Here is a 13,448-nt window from a genome sequence, read left to right on the forward strand (position 1 = left end):
ATTTCATTTTTTCTTCCAAATTTTGTCAAAAAATAATTTTGAGTTAGTAACCTAATTATCTATATTTCAATCCCTTCCGAATCATGAAGACGGTTATTAACAGATTCGAAAGGCTTTCAAATCACCCAACAATTGGCTTTTTCACCCAAAAGTCAAGCAACTTTAAAAGATATGAAAATAGGAATCTTAGGAGGAACAAAACTCGCCTCCACCCTCGGTAACAAAATGTTGGCCATGAACCAAACAGTGGTTTTTGGAGTACGTGAAGACTTTGTAACGAAAGAAATTGAGTGGAAAATACTCAATATGTACCTCGACAAAATTTTCAGCTATGAAACAGCAATAGAGATGTCAGACATCCTACTGATCTGCTGTGAAAACGAGCACCTTCCAAAGGTCTGTGATAGCCTTGCCATTTCGGATCTGAAAAATAAAATCATCATCGACTGCACAAATGGTGCCTATACCGCGGAATTTTCCTGCAACACCACCTTGATCAAAAAAAGCATCGGTCAAAACAAACTCTTCAAAGCTTTCAACAACCTCGGGATAGACTATCCAAAATCAGATCCAATGGGTTTGGTAAAAGAAACTTACTTTTGCGGACCTGATTCTGCGGAAAAGCAGAGTGTCAAAAAAATCATCGAATGGGTAGGATTCAGACCTGTAGATGCCGGGGAAATCGAAAACGCCATGTTACTAGAGGCTTTCTATCACCTGAGAAAAACCATTTCATTCCAAAGACCTGAGAAAATGGACTATCACTTCAAACTGATCGCAGTATAGAAAAAAATTACTCTAAGCAATTCCGATTTGCATTTATAAGAGGTTGAAAATCAACCCAACAGTTTGCTATTACCTTTTTTTATCTATTTTTAGGTTTGACATATTTTTAAAAACCAATCTAAACGATCAGTGGAAGATAATGAAAACCTAAATCCGGAAAATGATTCCGAAGAATTAGCTTGGATCAAAAATCTCCAAAGAAACAGCTGGGAGCCTGAGGTCATCATTTCAGGTATTTCGTTGGCATTCATTTTTGCCTTCCCGGCTCAGGTTTTTGAATTTGGGGTAAAATTGACCCAAGAATTCGGCCTTGAATTTACAGGTGCCTACCTTGTTCTTATTTACCTCTCCATGATATTGAGTGTTTTCAAAATATTTTTTTCGATTCATCTTATTTTGCGGTTTATATGGGCAGGATTATTGGGACTCAGCTATGCATTTCCAAAAGGGGTCATCAATGAAAACCTCTTCAAAATTTCTAGAGAATATGACTATAAAAAACCTACTGAGTGGGTACTGATGCTTGAGAAGACCTGCAGCATGGCATTTGGCTTTCCTATTATGACAGGAATGATCTTTTTTATTTTTACGCTTTACCTTGGCTTGCTATTATTTTTTTATTGGTTTTTTGATCTGAATTTCTTCCTGATTTACCTCATATTTTTATTTACCTTAATCATCTTTGGACTGATTTCCGCATTAACCAAAAAGAATAAACTCAAAAACCTTTTTTCTACGTCACTTTTTAGCACGATACAGGCCACTTATCAGAGCAACCTGGGAAAATGGAAAATAAATATCTATCTGTTTTTGATAATGCTCCTGACAACCCCTTTAGTTATTTCAGACCTCAAAGGTTTCTTCAATTATGCCAATTCGGCAAACCTCGATCAAAGCCAACTCGATTGGCCTGATGAATCCATGTATTTTGAAGATAAAAAAGATCCTGAAAAAAGATTTTCCAGGGCTTTGATGCCTTCCCAAGAAATAGCAGGAGAAACGACCAATATCCTATTGGCCCATTATGAGGAGGATTTCAAAAACTTTGACAAGATAGTCCAAAAATCAAATACCCTCCCGGATTCTCTGGGATGGTCAAGTCTGGAAAAAACGCAGGATTTGTATAGGATTTATTTGAATGACAGTCTGATATCCTCCAAAAATTCTACTTGGCGAAAAATCAGCCATGGCAGTTCCAAACAGCGGGCTTTTCAATTTGTTTTTGATATTAGAAACCTGAATCCCGGAGTTCATGAGATCCGCATAGAGAAACTCATTTTTTTATATCCATTTGGATTTTCTGAACCCGAAATCAAGCACCGAAAAAATTGGGCAAAATTCTCTTTTATTAAAGTCACATCTTGATTCCCCTTGCTTCCATAATGCGAAAAAAAAGGATATGCGCCATATTCCTTGCATGCTCTTTGGCATAATCCGCATACTTCCCTTCAAAATAGGTATCCAAAGTTGAAAACCAAAGCTCCAGCCAATTGCCAAAATGTACTTGTGTGATTGCACTTCCGGTTTTTGAATCAACTTCTTTATGAACAGGAACCGGACTGAATTTCCCTGCGCCGGGACCGGTCTGCAGCAAAATCATTTCCCAAAAATCAGTCAGCCTTTCTAAATGTGATTCCCAATCCTGTACTATGCTATTGAAAATAGGGCCTAAAGATTCGTGCTTTCTGATTCTCGCATAAAAACTCCGAACCAAAAGTGATACATCTTCCCTTTTCTCAATCTCTTTTCGATCCATTACTTTTCTTTCAAAATAGGCTGCAATACCTCAAGTTTACCATCTATTTCAGCAGGAATAGGCAATCCCAAAATTGTCGCCAACAAAGGATAAACGTGGATATTCTCAAAAGCCGGGATAAGATTTCCACTTTTTACCATTGGTCCATTTGCATAAAAGATTCCCCGCATGTCTTCATACTCCGGGCTGAATCCATGCTCTCCAAAAACATCTGTTTTGAACATAGCAGACCTATTTTGATAGGAAACCATGCCTTTGGAAGTGGTCAGGTAATGACCCAGATCCGGGATAATGATCAAGTCCCCAAAGCGGTTTTTATACTTTTCTATATTCTTGTAATATTCTTTATCGGCTACGCGAACTACTTTGTAATGCTCCGCTTTGTCATTCATTTCTTTGGAGACCTTTTCCTGCTCTTCTTTATTTTCCAAATGCAGGTGGGCCAATGCCCCATTGTTCACCACCCTAGCGTTGATGCCCTCGGTGATTTGATCCAGATTCAACAGATTCCCTTTGGGAATATTGGTCATACCATGGTCTGAAACAATAAATACATTGATGTCCAGATCAAAGCTTTTCAATCCTTCAAACAAGGCACCGAGTTCTCTGTCCAACTTTTCAAGTCTTGCACCGATTTGGGCATCATTATCAGGTCCATACCGGTGCCCGACATCATCCATGTCAGAAAAATAAAGCGTTATCATTCTTGGTCTTTCCGCCTCCGGAAGCTGAAGCCATTCAAATACTTTGGAAATCCTGGTCAAATTAGAAACTGCACCATCATAGCTGAAATAATAACTCGGCCGGACTCCCTGTACAGGTGCTTCCGAACCAACAAAAAAGTAACTCGCCGCTTTTATTCCATTTTGCTCTGCCAAAACCCAAATAGGTGTTCCTGCATACCAATACCCATCCTCAACTATATCTCTGTTCCCCATAGAATAAACCAAACCTTTTTCCGGTTCATAGAAAGAATTGTCAACCAAACCATGGTTTTCAGGTTTCATCCCGGTGGCTATGGTGTAATGGTTTGGAAAAGTTTTTGAAGGAAAAGACGGAATCAGTGCTTCGGCTGCAGTTCCGTTTTGAATAAATCTGGAAAGGTTTTCGGGTTTGAACCTTTCAACATAATCGTGTCTAAAACCATCCAAAGAAATCAGGATTACATATTGTTCTTTTTGCTGCGCAATGCCCTTGAAGCAAACTAGATTGAAAAGAACAACAACGGCTAAAGACAATTTCACCAACTTCATCTCTACAAGGTTTTGATTTGGGTATAAAAGTAACGGAAGAAAATTTGGTAGCCAATAGGTTTTTTACCTTCGAAAAATTAAATCCAATAATCTCAGGTTACCGGTCCTTGTCAAAAGAAACTTCATAGATAAACTTTTTCAACTACAATCATTTTCTTAACTTAGTTGAATGAAAACCTTTGATCCAAATTCAGAAAACCAAAGTAAAGTCGAGGAACCATCTTCTGAATATGGCATGTATACTTATGCAGACTATTTGACTTGGGAATTTGATGAAATGGTGGAGCTTATCAAAGGAAAAATTTTCAAATCTGCAGCAGCCGCACCAAGAAGAATTCATCAAAAGGTCTCAGGAAAAATTTTTTATAAATTATATCAACATTTAGAAAACCATAAATGTGATGTTTTTTCAGCCCCTTTTGATGTGCGGCTTCCTGTCAAGTCAAAAAAGAATGAAGATATATTCACCGTTGTACAGCCTGATATCAGTGTGATTTGCGACAAAAGTAAATTGGATGACTTGGGATGTATCGGTTCACCTGATCTGATTGTGGAGATTCTTTCTCCCGGAAACAATAAAAAAGATCTCAAAAACAAATACGAAGTCTATGAAGAAAGCGGAGTCAAAGAATATTGGATCATCCATCCAAACGAATATTCACTCCTGATTTATACCTTGGTAAATGGAAAATATGTTCCCTCCAAACTTTTTACAGTAGGAGATATTGTGGAATCAAAATGTATCTCCGGATTCAAACTTGACCTTGATGAAGTATTCGTAGATTTGGATTAAAAAAAATCCCAAGCTTTTGACTTGGGATTTCATTTTATATCTGACAACAAAATCTAAACGAGTGGTTCTTGCTGACTGAGGCAATGGAATGAACCCAAACCCCAAATCAGGTCTAAAGAATTCACACCGACAACTTTCCTGTCCGGAAAACATGAGGTCAGAATTTGCAATGCCTTTTCATCATTCTTGTCTTGAAAAGTCGGAACTACCACTGCATGGTTAGCGATATAGAAATTGGCATAGGAGGCAGGAAGTCTTTGGCCTTCATAGTATTTGGCAGAGGGCATCGGAAGCTCTATAATATTCATCTGTTTGCCGTTTTCCAACCTCAATTCATGAAGCAATTCCAGATTTTCTTTGAGAGGAGTGTAATTCTCATCTGATTTATCATGCTCGACTACTGTGACGACAGTATCTTCATTGACAAAGCGGGTCAAGTCATCGATATGCCCATCAGTGTCATCGCCGATGATGCCATCTTTCAGCCATAGGATATTATCTGCTCCGTAATATCCTCTAAGAAATTCCTCGATTTGCTTTTTGGATAAGTGAGGATTGCGATTTGGATTAAGTAAGCAAGCCTCAGAAGTCAACAAAGTTCCTTTTCCGTTGAATTCCACAGAACCTCCTTCCATGACTATTCCTGGACGAAAGCAGGGAATATTTCTAAAATCAGCGATTTTGATCGGAATCTGATTGTCAAGGTCATAGGGAGGATATTTGTCTCCCCAGGCATTGTAATTCCATTTTACCAAAACCTTCTTTTGAGCGGCTTCGGGATTGATCAAAAAAGCAGGGCCATGATCTCTGCACCATGCATCGTTGGTGGGGAAAAGGTGGAAGAAAACCTTGCCAAGGTCAACACCTGCAGCCTGCAAATGTTCCAAAGCAAATGTCTTCATCGCCTCATCCTTTATATTGATATGCACCTCTTCTCCCAAAGTTACATATTTGATAAACTCAGCATAAGCAGGAAATATGGTGTGAATTTTTCCGGGCCATGATTCCTCTTTGTGAGGCCAACTCAGCCAAGTCGCTTGATGTGGCGCAAATTCAGCGGGGAAATAATACCCAAATTCAGCAGGTGTCTTTTTCCCTGATTGGGCCATTTCAAATATGTCTGCAGCACTGTAATTAGTCTTCATCAATGAATCTCTTAAGGATCGGAGAATATGAATCTATGCGTCTGTCACGCAAAAATGGCCAATGGGTACGGTAGCGATCGGAATTTTCCATGTCGAGTTCCTGGACATGCACTTCCTCGGCCGTATGGTCAGCTTGGTACAAAATCCTTCCAAATGCATTGGTCGCAAAAGATCCTCCCCAGAACTGCTGATTCCCTTCTGTTCCTACCCTGTTGACAGAGACTACAGGAACGCCGTTTGCAACGGCATGGGAACGTTGAATGGTTTGCCAAGCCTGATATTGTTCATCATTGGTTTCTTTGGTTGCCTCCTTGTGCCAACCGATTGCAGTCGGATAGAAGAGGATTTCTGCTCCCATCAGGGAAGTGATTCTCGCTGCTTCAGGATACCATTGGTCCCAACAGATCAATACACCGATGGTTCCGACTTTGGTTTTGAAAACCTTATAGCCCATATCGCCGGGAGTGAAATAGAACTTTTCGTAATACCCCGGATCGTCAGGGATATGCATTTTGCGGTATTTTCCCAAGTATGTCCCATCAGCATCCAAAACTGCGGTCGTATTGTGATACAAACCTTCCGCTCTCTTTTCAAAAAGAGAAGCGATGATGACTACACCCAATTCTTTTGCCAATGAGGAAAATGTATGGGTAGAAGGACCGGGGATGGACTCAGCCAATTTGAAATTGTCATGGTCTTCCACATCACAGAAGTACAGTGAACCGAAAAGCTCCTGCAAACATACGATCTGTGCACCTTTGGCTGCCGCCTCACGGATTCCCGCAATGGCTTTTGCCATATTGTTTGAGAGGTCACTGGAACAAGATGTTTGCACCATGCCTACTTTGATGGTTCTTTTTGACACTTTGATTGGTTTAAATGATTTACTGATTCCTTTGAGTTTTCAAAATTAGTCTATTATTAAAAAATATGAAACCTATATAAAATACATATTGGTTCCAATTCGAGTTGTCATCCCTTTTTTTTCAATTGGTATACCTAAAAAACCCCTAGCGATTTTTACATATATTTGCAGGCGAACCCAAATGTATGGTCCTATGAAAAAAACAATTATTGCACTTGCAGCTTCCGGAGCTTTGCTCTATGCCTGCGGTACAAAAGAAGAAAAAACTGAAAATATGAATCCATTCTTTGAAGCGTACGATACGCCTTTTGAAGTCCCTCCTTTTGACAAAATCAAAAATGAGCATTTTTCCCCTGCTATCTTGGAAGGAATCAAACAACAGCAGGCAGAAATCGATGCCATCGTCAATAACCCCGAAGAGCCGACTTTTGCAAATACCGTTGAGGGAATGGAAAAATCCGGTGAATTGCTGGCCAAAGTCTCTACGGTATTTTACAACTTCAACTCCGCCAACACCAACGATACACTTCAGGCCATAGCCAAAGAATTGGCTCCTGAAATCTCCAAACACTCGGACAATATCAGTCTGAATGAAAAGCTTTTTGCAAGGGTCAAAACCATCTGGGAAAACAAAGATAACCTAGGCCTCAATGGTGAGCAGCAAAAACTCCTTGAAAAAACCTACAAATCGTTTGTACGCAACGGCGCCAATCTGAATGAAGCAGACAAGGAAAAACTGAGAAACATCAATTCCAAAATGTCTGTATGGAGCCTTACTTTTGGACAAAACCTATTGGCAGAAACCAATGCTTTCAAAATGTTTATTGATAATGAGGCAGACCTTGCCGGACTTCCTGACGAGCTCAAAGAAGCTGCAAAAGCAGACGCAAAGGCAGCTGGTGAAGAAGGGAAATGGCTATTTACGCTTCAGAATCCGAGCATCATGCCTTTCCTCCAATATGCTGAAAACAGAGAATTGAGGAAGCAGATTTGGGAAGCTTACCAAAGCCGCGCCAACCATGACAACGACAAGGACAACAAAGCCATCTTGGTAGAAATGGCAAATCTCAGAAGAGAAAAAGCCCAATTGCTCGGCTATAAAAGCCATGCAGATTATGTCTTGGAAGAGTCTATGGCCAAAACTTCAGATCAGGTTTACAACCTTTTGAACCAACTTTGGACTCCTGCATTGGCTAAAGCCAAACAGGAAAAAGATGAAATGCAAGCGATCGTTGTGGCAGATGGAAAGGATTTCAACATTGAGCCTTGGGACTGGAGGTATTACGAAGAAAAACTCCGTCAGCAGAAATTCAACCTTGACGAGCAGGAAGTGAAGCCATACTTCGCTTTGGACAAAGTGCAGGCAGGTGTTTTCATGGTTGTCAAAAACCTGTTTGGATTGACTTTCGAAGAAATCAAAGATATCCCAACCTACCATCCTGATGCCAAAGCCTATGAAGTAAAAGAAGCGGATGGAACACATGTGGGGGTTTTATACATGGATTTCCATCCAAGAGCTTCCAAAAGAGGCGGTGCCTGGATGACTTCTTACCGTCCACAGCAAACCATCGATGGCGTCAGAAAAGCACCTGTCATTTCCATTGTCTGTAATTTCTCCAAGCCAACAGGAGATGCTCCGGCTTTGTTGACCTTCGATGAAGTGACGACTTTCTTCCATGAGTTTGGACATGCTCTTCACGGATTATTGTCCAATGTGCAGTACAGAAGTCTTGCAGGCACTTCCGTTCCGAGGGATTTTGTCGAGTTGCCTTCACAGATAATGGAAAACTGGGCAACCGAACCGACTGTCTTGAAGCAATATGCTATCCACTACAAAACAGGCGAACCAATCCCTGATGAACTGATCGAAAAACTCAAAAATTCCGGAACATTCGGACAGGGATTTGCCACAACAGAGTATTTAGCCGCCTCGCTTTTGGACTTGGACTACCATACCCAAGAAAAGGAAATCGTAGGAAGTGCCAATGATTTTGAAAAAGCATCTTTGGAAAAAATCGGACTGATGGGCGAAATCATCCCAAGATACCGCAGCACTTATTTTCAGCACATTTTTGCAGGAGGTTATTCTTCAGGCTATTACAGCTATATCTGGTCAGGAGTATTGGATACAGATGCTTTCCAGGCATTTAAGGAAACAGAACTCTTCAACCCTGAAAAAGCTTTGGCCTTCAGAAAAGAAATCCTTGAAAGAGGGGGAACCGATGAGCCTATGAAAATGTATGTCAACTTCCGTGGCTCTGAACCAAAGATTGATGCCCTTTTGAAGAAAAGAGGCTTAGATCAGGTGAGTGTCGAGAGGACAAAGTAAAAATCAATTCAATCATTTTTGGACCCATTCATTCGAAAGAATGTGATGGGTCTTTTTTTTCAAATTTGATTGCCCCATTCTATGCATTCATTAACCTCATTTCAAAAAATAGGATTCTCCAACCCTAAATAAAAGTTAAGGGCTACTCTTTTTTATATCTAAGCTTAAAATTCAGATTCTCCAGGTAATCTCCATCAGCCAAGGCTTTGATTTCAAATTCCAGAATTCCAGGTTCGGAGGTGACGTTCATGAACTCCAACTGCTTGGGATCGGCATGAAGTCTGTATTTTCCGGGCATCAAGCCAAAAACATAGAAGCCTCCATCTGTAAATGTTCGCAACAGCTGCAAAGGTTCACTGTCATTAAGTTTTTCAAGGACTAACCTTAATCCACCCAAACCTTCTTCTTTGCCATTGTGATCAACCAATACAAAACCCTCAATGATTCCTGTCTGGTACAGCGGGATGTCGATGCTTCTGTACCTGTTTGGTTCAGCCACAAAAGTGAAGCGCTTCACCTTAGGGGCGAGGTTTGGATTAGGAAGGGCATTGATATCAACTTCCATTTGGTATTTCCAGTAGGCCTGTAATTGGGTAATCCTAAGAATGCCATCTGAACCGAGTATCATGTTGGCGGAGCGGTCCAATCTCACAGCTTTGGCCGGAATCATAACCTCACCTTGATCGAAGATTCCATTTTCATTCTGGTCTATAAACAAACGAACAGCGACACCTGACCTAGTCACTTGGTCTCTGTTGTCAGGTAAAATATATCCCGAAGGATCAATGCCAAGTGAACCTGTAATTGCCTGTTGCGCTGCATAAGAATTCCTGCTTGCCGCAAACTGTGTTGAGGTCCTCAAACCTCTAAAATCATAAAGGAATCCCAACTGAAACTGACCTTTCTTTCTGATCGCATCCATTTCATAACCCATGGTAAGCCTTCCCATTTTAAAGAGTGTCTGAGACAACATGAAATTATATGATATCGGAGTTTTATTATAGGTATCATACCTATATTGACCCCTGAAAAACATGCCCCTGACAAATACCGGCACACTTGGATCCCTTTTAAGGGTATAAGTCATCGAGGCGGTAAATTGGCCTATAGCATTGTATAGATTAGGCGGCTCGATGCCGGTTCCTGTATCCTTGAGACCACTGATTCGGGCGCGATAGTTGACCCTTGCCACTACCCTTCCGATCTGGGTATTGAAATCTGTTTGGTAATTGGTCCTAAAACCGCTTTCGTACCACTGTCTTTCCCCGGTGATTCTGAATCCCGAAAATCTCCCAAAGGTTTTGAAAGGAAAAAATGCATTGAGGTTTGCCTCTCTCAGCTGACCAACTAGGTTGAATTCTGATTCGGGAACAAATTCGGTAAATTGGGCATTGATGCTGGTATTGTTGGCATAAAACACCGAAGCCGAAGCTTGGTAATACCTGTCAGGCAACACATCCACATTGAGGAGGTATTGCTGTAAAATTCTTGCCGAAAGCCCGAATACACCATAGGTAATATTTCTCCCAAAAACAGCACCATTGTCTACACCTGCCCTTACTGTCAGTGCATTGGTAATCCCATAAGCGATATCTGCATGCCCGATAAGTTCCTTATCCAAACTGTCAAGGCTAGATTCTGCTATCCCGCCTTGAATATTATAAGTCACAAATCCTTTGGGTAAAAAAGTAAAAGGAATCTGCAATTGTCTTTCCTCAATTTTGACTTCCCCCTGAGGGGTATAAATCCTGATAGCAAGACGGACCACGCCAAAAGTAATAGGAGCATTGAACCGGTAATATCCGACATCATCCGCCCTCAAAAAATCTACTAATTGACCACCGATCAGGAGCTCTACCTCAGAATCAGGCTCTGTGTAGCCATCTATGACAAAAACATCAAGCTTCATCCTCGGAATCACTGGATTATTGGTAATTCCAACACCCAAAATTCCTACTGAATTATTGAGTCCCGTGGTATTGATTTGCCCTACGGAAATTCCTGTCATGCCGGCATTCTTATCGGGCAGAAGACCTCCCGGCAAAACATAACGCCACCTTGCACCTGAAAAGGAAGAGAAAAGACTTCCTTCCTGAACTGTTCCCGAATACAATCCCTGCAAATCACCTCCCATAAATTCCATTCCAGCATTCAACAAAATCCCAAGGTTTTGACTTCCATCTCCATAATTATAATTGAGATTATAATCCAACATCCCGGGTGCAAACAGCTTTCTATCCCTACCGTGAAGCAGTGGGGCATCTGATAAATCTTTATTGGCTGCTGATTGCTGTAGTTTCCTTCTTAAAGCTTCTCTTTTCTGCCTCTCATCTATGGGGAGTGGGTATTCTGCAGTAAGGTTTAAGGACAGCGCATTGAAGTTTACCAAAAAATTAAGTCCAAAAATTCTCGAAAAATAGTCAGGGTGAAGATAAATGTCTGTTGCTCCCATATAAAACTTATCGGCAGGAAGGGTCTCCCTATTCCCCTTTATAGTCACCAATCCCAATAGGGGATCAATCAGCCATTTCTCATTTTTATTGGGAAAAAATCCCTGAAGTCCCTTTCCATTGTCTGTTTTCTCATTACCAATGTACAACATGCTCAATACTTCACCTAAAGGCAGGTAGGGCACGTTATCAAAAAACACCACATTCAGATATGCCTGTCCCAGGGAAGGATAGGAAAAAGTAAGCATGGCTTCGCCATCAGGTTCTTGCTGTGCTTCTGCAGTTTTGGATAAACACACCAAAAAAACTATCAAAAGCATCGAAAGAACCCCCTTTAATTTAATGGGTTCAATAAAAGGAAATTGGTAAGCCAAAATATTATATTAAAAAGAGCGAGATAAATATTTAATTGAAATAAAATTACTTGATGGTAATTTTGGAATCAGGGAATACGGACGAAAATTCTTTTGCTTATCGGAGGGCTTTGTACCAAATCCGAAGAAGGTATATCCGACCTTTTGGTTTCAAATTGAAGTTCAAGCTGGTATTCTCCTGAGGCCAAACCTTCGGGAATACTGACATCAATTCCTTTCTTTCCCGAAAAATACATAGCTACAGTTTCTTCTTTTTGGGATACAGTCTTATCTGAGGCATCTTTTAGAGTAGCGGAGATACTTCCAAGAAACGGTGAATTGCCGGTAGTGACAAAATCAGCAATAGCTCTGATCTTACCATCCTCCATTGATGTAGTCACATCGCCGATTTCAAGACCTGTACTTGTCTGTCCGTTTTTGTAAAATGCAGCAATCACTTGGTCAAATTTGAAATTGATCTGGGTAGAAACCTCAGTTTCTACAACCTGATCCACATCTTGGGCTTGGTTGTTTGAAGTGACTTTGACACGGGTAAAATACGTTCCGGCCGGTAAAGAACGGTCAGGTCTCAACTGTAACCTAACTGTCTGCTGCTGCTGCGGTGCCAAGACGAAAGTACGGGGAAATGCCCTCAATCTGTCTCCCAATCCATATTGCTTGTCTTTGATACTGTCCCCATAGACCATGATCAGATTTCCCAAATCATCACTCCCGGGATATCCGAATATAAAACTTACACTGATTTCTTGGATAATCTCAGAAGGATTGGTGATGTAAAGGGAAGCAATTCCATTTTCATCCAAAAAAACCGAAGTAGGTGCAATGGAAATCTGCGCCATAGCAGGCACAGCCAAAAACAGAAATAAGCTTACTGATAAAGCTAGAAATATCTTTTTCATAAAATTGAAGAGTTATATAAGCCGGCGGGGTAACCGCCGGCTTGAATTGATTAATCCTAGTTATATTCTGCACTGATGTTGAAAGTACCGGTATAAGTACCAACTCCTTGAGCAGTAAGTGCTGGAAGAGAACCACCTACCCAGATGAAGTAAGCATTGTCTGCCAAAGTCACAGTCGAACCGCTTGCAATTCCGACAGCTGTAGCTCTGTTTGTTTCTACTGCGTCACCAACCACTTCTGGTGTCATTACAATGGTCAAACCACCACCTGATATCAAACTTACAGTAGGATCATAGAATACAGTTACTCCTCCATTTGCACCGCCAAGGTCAAACCTAGCCACATTGGTAACAGTACCTGTGTTGACATTACTTGCAGCAGTATTTGCATCCAAAACAATGGCACCGGGAGTAGTAGACGATACTCTACCAAAATTGATGGCATTTAAAGTTCCATCCAAAGTGATGGTCAAATCCTGAAGGATTTCGGCAGAAGCAGGAGCTGTAGCAGCTTTTTGTGCATAAGAAGTAGAAGCTACGCCTACAAAGAAAATTGCAATTACGAGTGATTTAAGAATTGTTTTCATTTTGTTGTTGTTTTTAAAATTAAAAATTTGTTAGAGTTTGTTTTACTTTTTGTTTTTTGTTTTTTACTAATTGTTTTTACTTTTTTTGCTTTTCAAACAGATCCATGGGTCATGGATCGGGGGATTAAGAAGGATGTTGCATAAGCGATTACGTTAAAAGGTTTATGATATATTTTAAGTTTTAATGATATTCTATTGTTGTTTTGATTCC

At 40.6% G+C, this 13,448-nt stretch carries 11 protein-coding genes; 4 read left to right on the plus strand and 7 right to left on the minus strand.

Going from position 1 to position 13,448, the window contains the following annotated elements; translation table 11 throughout:
• Window positions 1–171: 171 nt before the first annotated feature.
• Window positions 172–786, plus strand: coding sequence for an NADPH-dependent F420 reductase (locus ACZFYI_RS06995; RefSeq protein ID WP_462523408.1), 615 nt, complete (start codon window positions 172–174; stop codon window positions 784–786).
• Between the two features lie 129 nt (window positions 787–915).
• Entirely contained in the window at window positions 916–2,151 is a 1,236-nt protein-coding gene (locus ACZFYI_RS07000) for a hypothetical protein (RefSeq protein WP_462523409.1), read from the plus strand.
• Here the strand turns inward: ACZFYI_RS07000 and ACZFYI_RS07005 are convergent.
• Complete coding sequence (locus tag ACZFYI_RS07005; RefSeq protein WP_462523410.1) at window positions 2,141–2,542, minus strand: group III truncated hemoglobin; 402 nt, start codon at window positions 2,540–2,542, stop codon at window positions 2,141–2,143. The genes ACZFYI_RS07000 and ACZFYI_RS07005 overlap by 11 nt on opposite strands.
• Complete coding sequence (locus tag ACZFYI_RS07010) at window positions 2,542–3,795, minus strand: alkaline phosphatase family protein (RefSeq protein WP_462523411.1); 1,254 nt, start codon at window positions 3,793–3,795, stop codon at window positions 2,542–2,544. Before ACZFYI_RS07010 ends, ACZFYI_RS07005 begins: the two co-directional genes overlap by 1 nt.
• A 169-nt stretch (window positions 3,796–3,964) precedes the next feature.
• On the opposite strand from ACZFYI_RS07010, the gene ACZFYI_RS07015 reads away from it, so the two are divergent.
• Window positions 3,965–4,588: a Uma2 family endonuclease gene (locus ACZFYI_RS07015; RefSeq protein ID WP_462523412.1), complete on the plus strand. Its 624-nt coding sequence runs from the start codon at window positions 3,965–3,967 to the stop codon at window positions 4,586–4,588.
• A gap of 53 nt (window positions 4,589–4,641) precedes the next feature.
• Here the strand turns inward: ACZFYI_RS07015 and ACZFYI_RS07020 are convergent, their stop codons facing one another.
• Window positions 4,642–5,733 carry an agmatine deiminase family protein gene (locus ACZFYI_RS07020; protein ID WP_462523413.1) on the minus strand — a complete coding sequence of 364 codons (1,092 nt, stop codon included), beginning with the start codon at window positions 5,731–5,733 and terminating at the stop codon, window positions 4,642–4,644.
• A complete protein-coding gene (locus ACZFYI_RS07025) occupies window positions 5,723–6,571 on the minus strand; it encodes a carbon-nitrogen hydrolase (protein ID WP_462523418.1) in 849 nt (282 codons plus the stop codon). Before ACZFYI_RS07025 ends, ACZFYI_RS07020 begins: the two co-directional genes overlap by 11 nt.
• 220 nt (window positions 6,572–6,791) lie before the next feature.
• On the opposite strand from ACZFYI_RS07025, the gene ACZFYI_RS07030 reads away from it, so the two are divergent.
• Entirely contained in the window at window positions 6,792–8,927 is a 2,136-nt protein-coding gene (locus ACZFYI_RS07030; protein WP_462523414.1) for a M3 family metallopeptidase, read from the plus strand.
• A gap of 142 nt (window positions 8,928–9,069) precedes the next feature.
• Here ACZFYI_RS07030 and ACZFYI_RS07035 read toward each other — a convergent pair whose 3' ends face one another.
• From ACZFYI_RS07035 to ACZFYI_RS07045, 3 genes are all read right to left on the minus strand, one after another.
• Window positions 9,070–11,676 (minus strand): fimbria/pilus outer membrane usher protein, encoded by a 2,607-nt coding sequence (locus tag ACZFYI_RS07035; protein WP_462523415.1) that lies wholly within the window; start codon window positions 11,674–11,676, stop codon window positions 9,070–9,072.
• Between the two features lie 143 nt (window positions 11,677–11,819).
• Window positions 11,820–12,650, minus strand: coding sequence for a hypothetical protein (locus tag ACZFYI_RS07040; protein WP_462523416.1), 831 nt, complete (start codon window positions 12,648–12,650; stop codon window positions 11,820–11,822).
• A 56-nt stretch (window positions 12,651–12,706) separates the two neighbouring features.
• A complete protein-coding gene (locus ACZFYI_RS07045) occupies window positions 12,707–13,237 on the minus strand; it encodes a DUF4402 domain-containing protein (protein ID WP_462523417.1) in 531 nt (176 codons plus the stop codon).
• Window positions 13,238–13,448: the final 211 nt, after the last annotated feature.

Source organism: Aquiflexum sp., assembly GCF_977115555.1.

What these genes read in the sequence shown, in the direction of transcription:
- ACZFYI_RS07045 (WP_462523417.1), bottom strand. Translation starts at nt 13,237, where the DNA reads ATGAAAACAATTCTTAAATCACTCGTAATTGCAATTTTCTTTGTAGGC.
- ACZFYI_RS07040 (WP_462523416.1), bottom strand. Translation starts at nt 12,650, where the DNA reads ATGAAAAAGATATTTCTAGCTTTATCAGTAAGCTTATTTCTGTTTTTG.
- ACZFYI_RS07005 (WP_462523410.1), bottom strand. Translation starts at nt 2,542, where the DNA reads ATGGATCGAAAAGAGATTGAGAAAAGGGAAGATGTATCACTTTTGGTT.
- ACZFYI_RS07025 (WP_462523418.1), bottom strand. Translation starts at nt 6,571, where the DNA reads ATGGTGCAAACATCTTGTTCCAGTGACCTCTCAAACAATATGGCAAAA.
- ACZFYI_RS07030 (WP_462523414.1), top strand. Translation starts at nt 6,792, where the DNA reads ATGAAAAAAACAATTATTGCACTTGCAGCTTCCGGAGCTTTGCTCTAT.
- ACZFYI_RS07010 (WP_462523411.1), bottom strand. Translation starts at nt 3,795, where the DNA reads ATGAAGTTGGTGAAATTGTCTTTAGCCGTTGTTGTTCTTTTCAATCTA.
- ACZFYI_RS07015 (WP_462523412.1), top strand. Translation starts at nt 3,965, where the DNA reads ATGAAAACCTTTGATCCAAATTCAGAAAACCAAAGTAAAGTCGAGGAA.
- ACZFYI_RS06995 (WP_462523408.1), top strand. Translation starts at nt 172, where the DNA reads ATGAAAATAGGAATCTTAGGAGGAACAAAACTCGCCTCCACCCTCGGT.
- ACZFYI_RS07020 (WP_462523413.1), bottom strand. Translation starts at nt 5,733, where the DNA reads ATGAAGACTAATTACAGTGCTGCAGACATATTTGAAATGGCCCAATCA.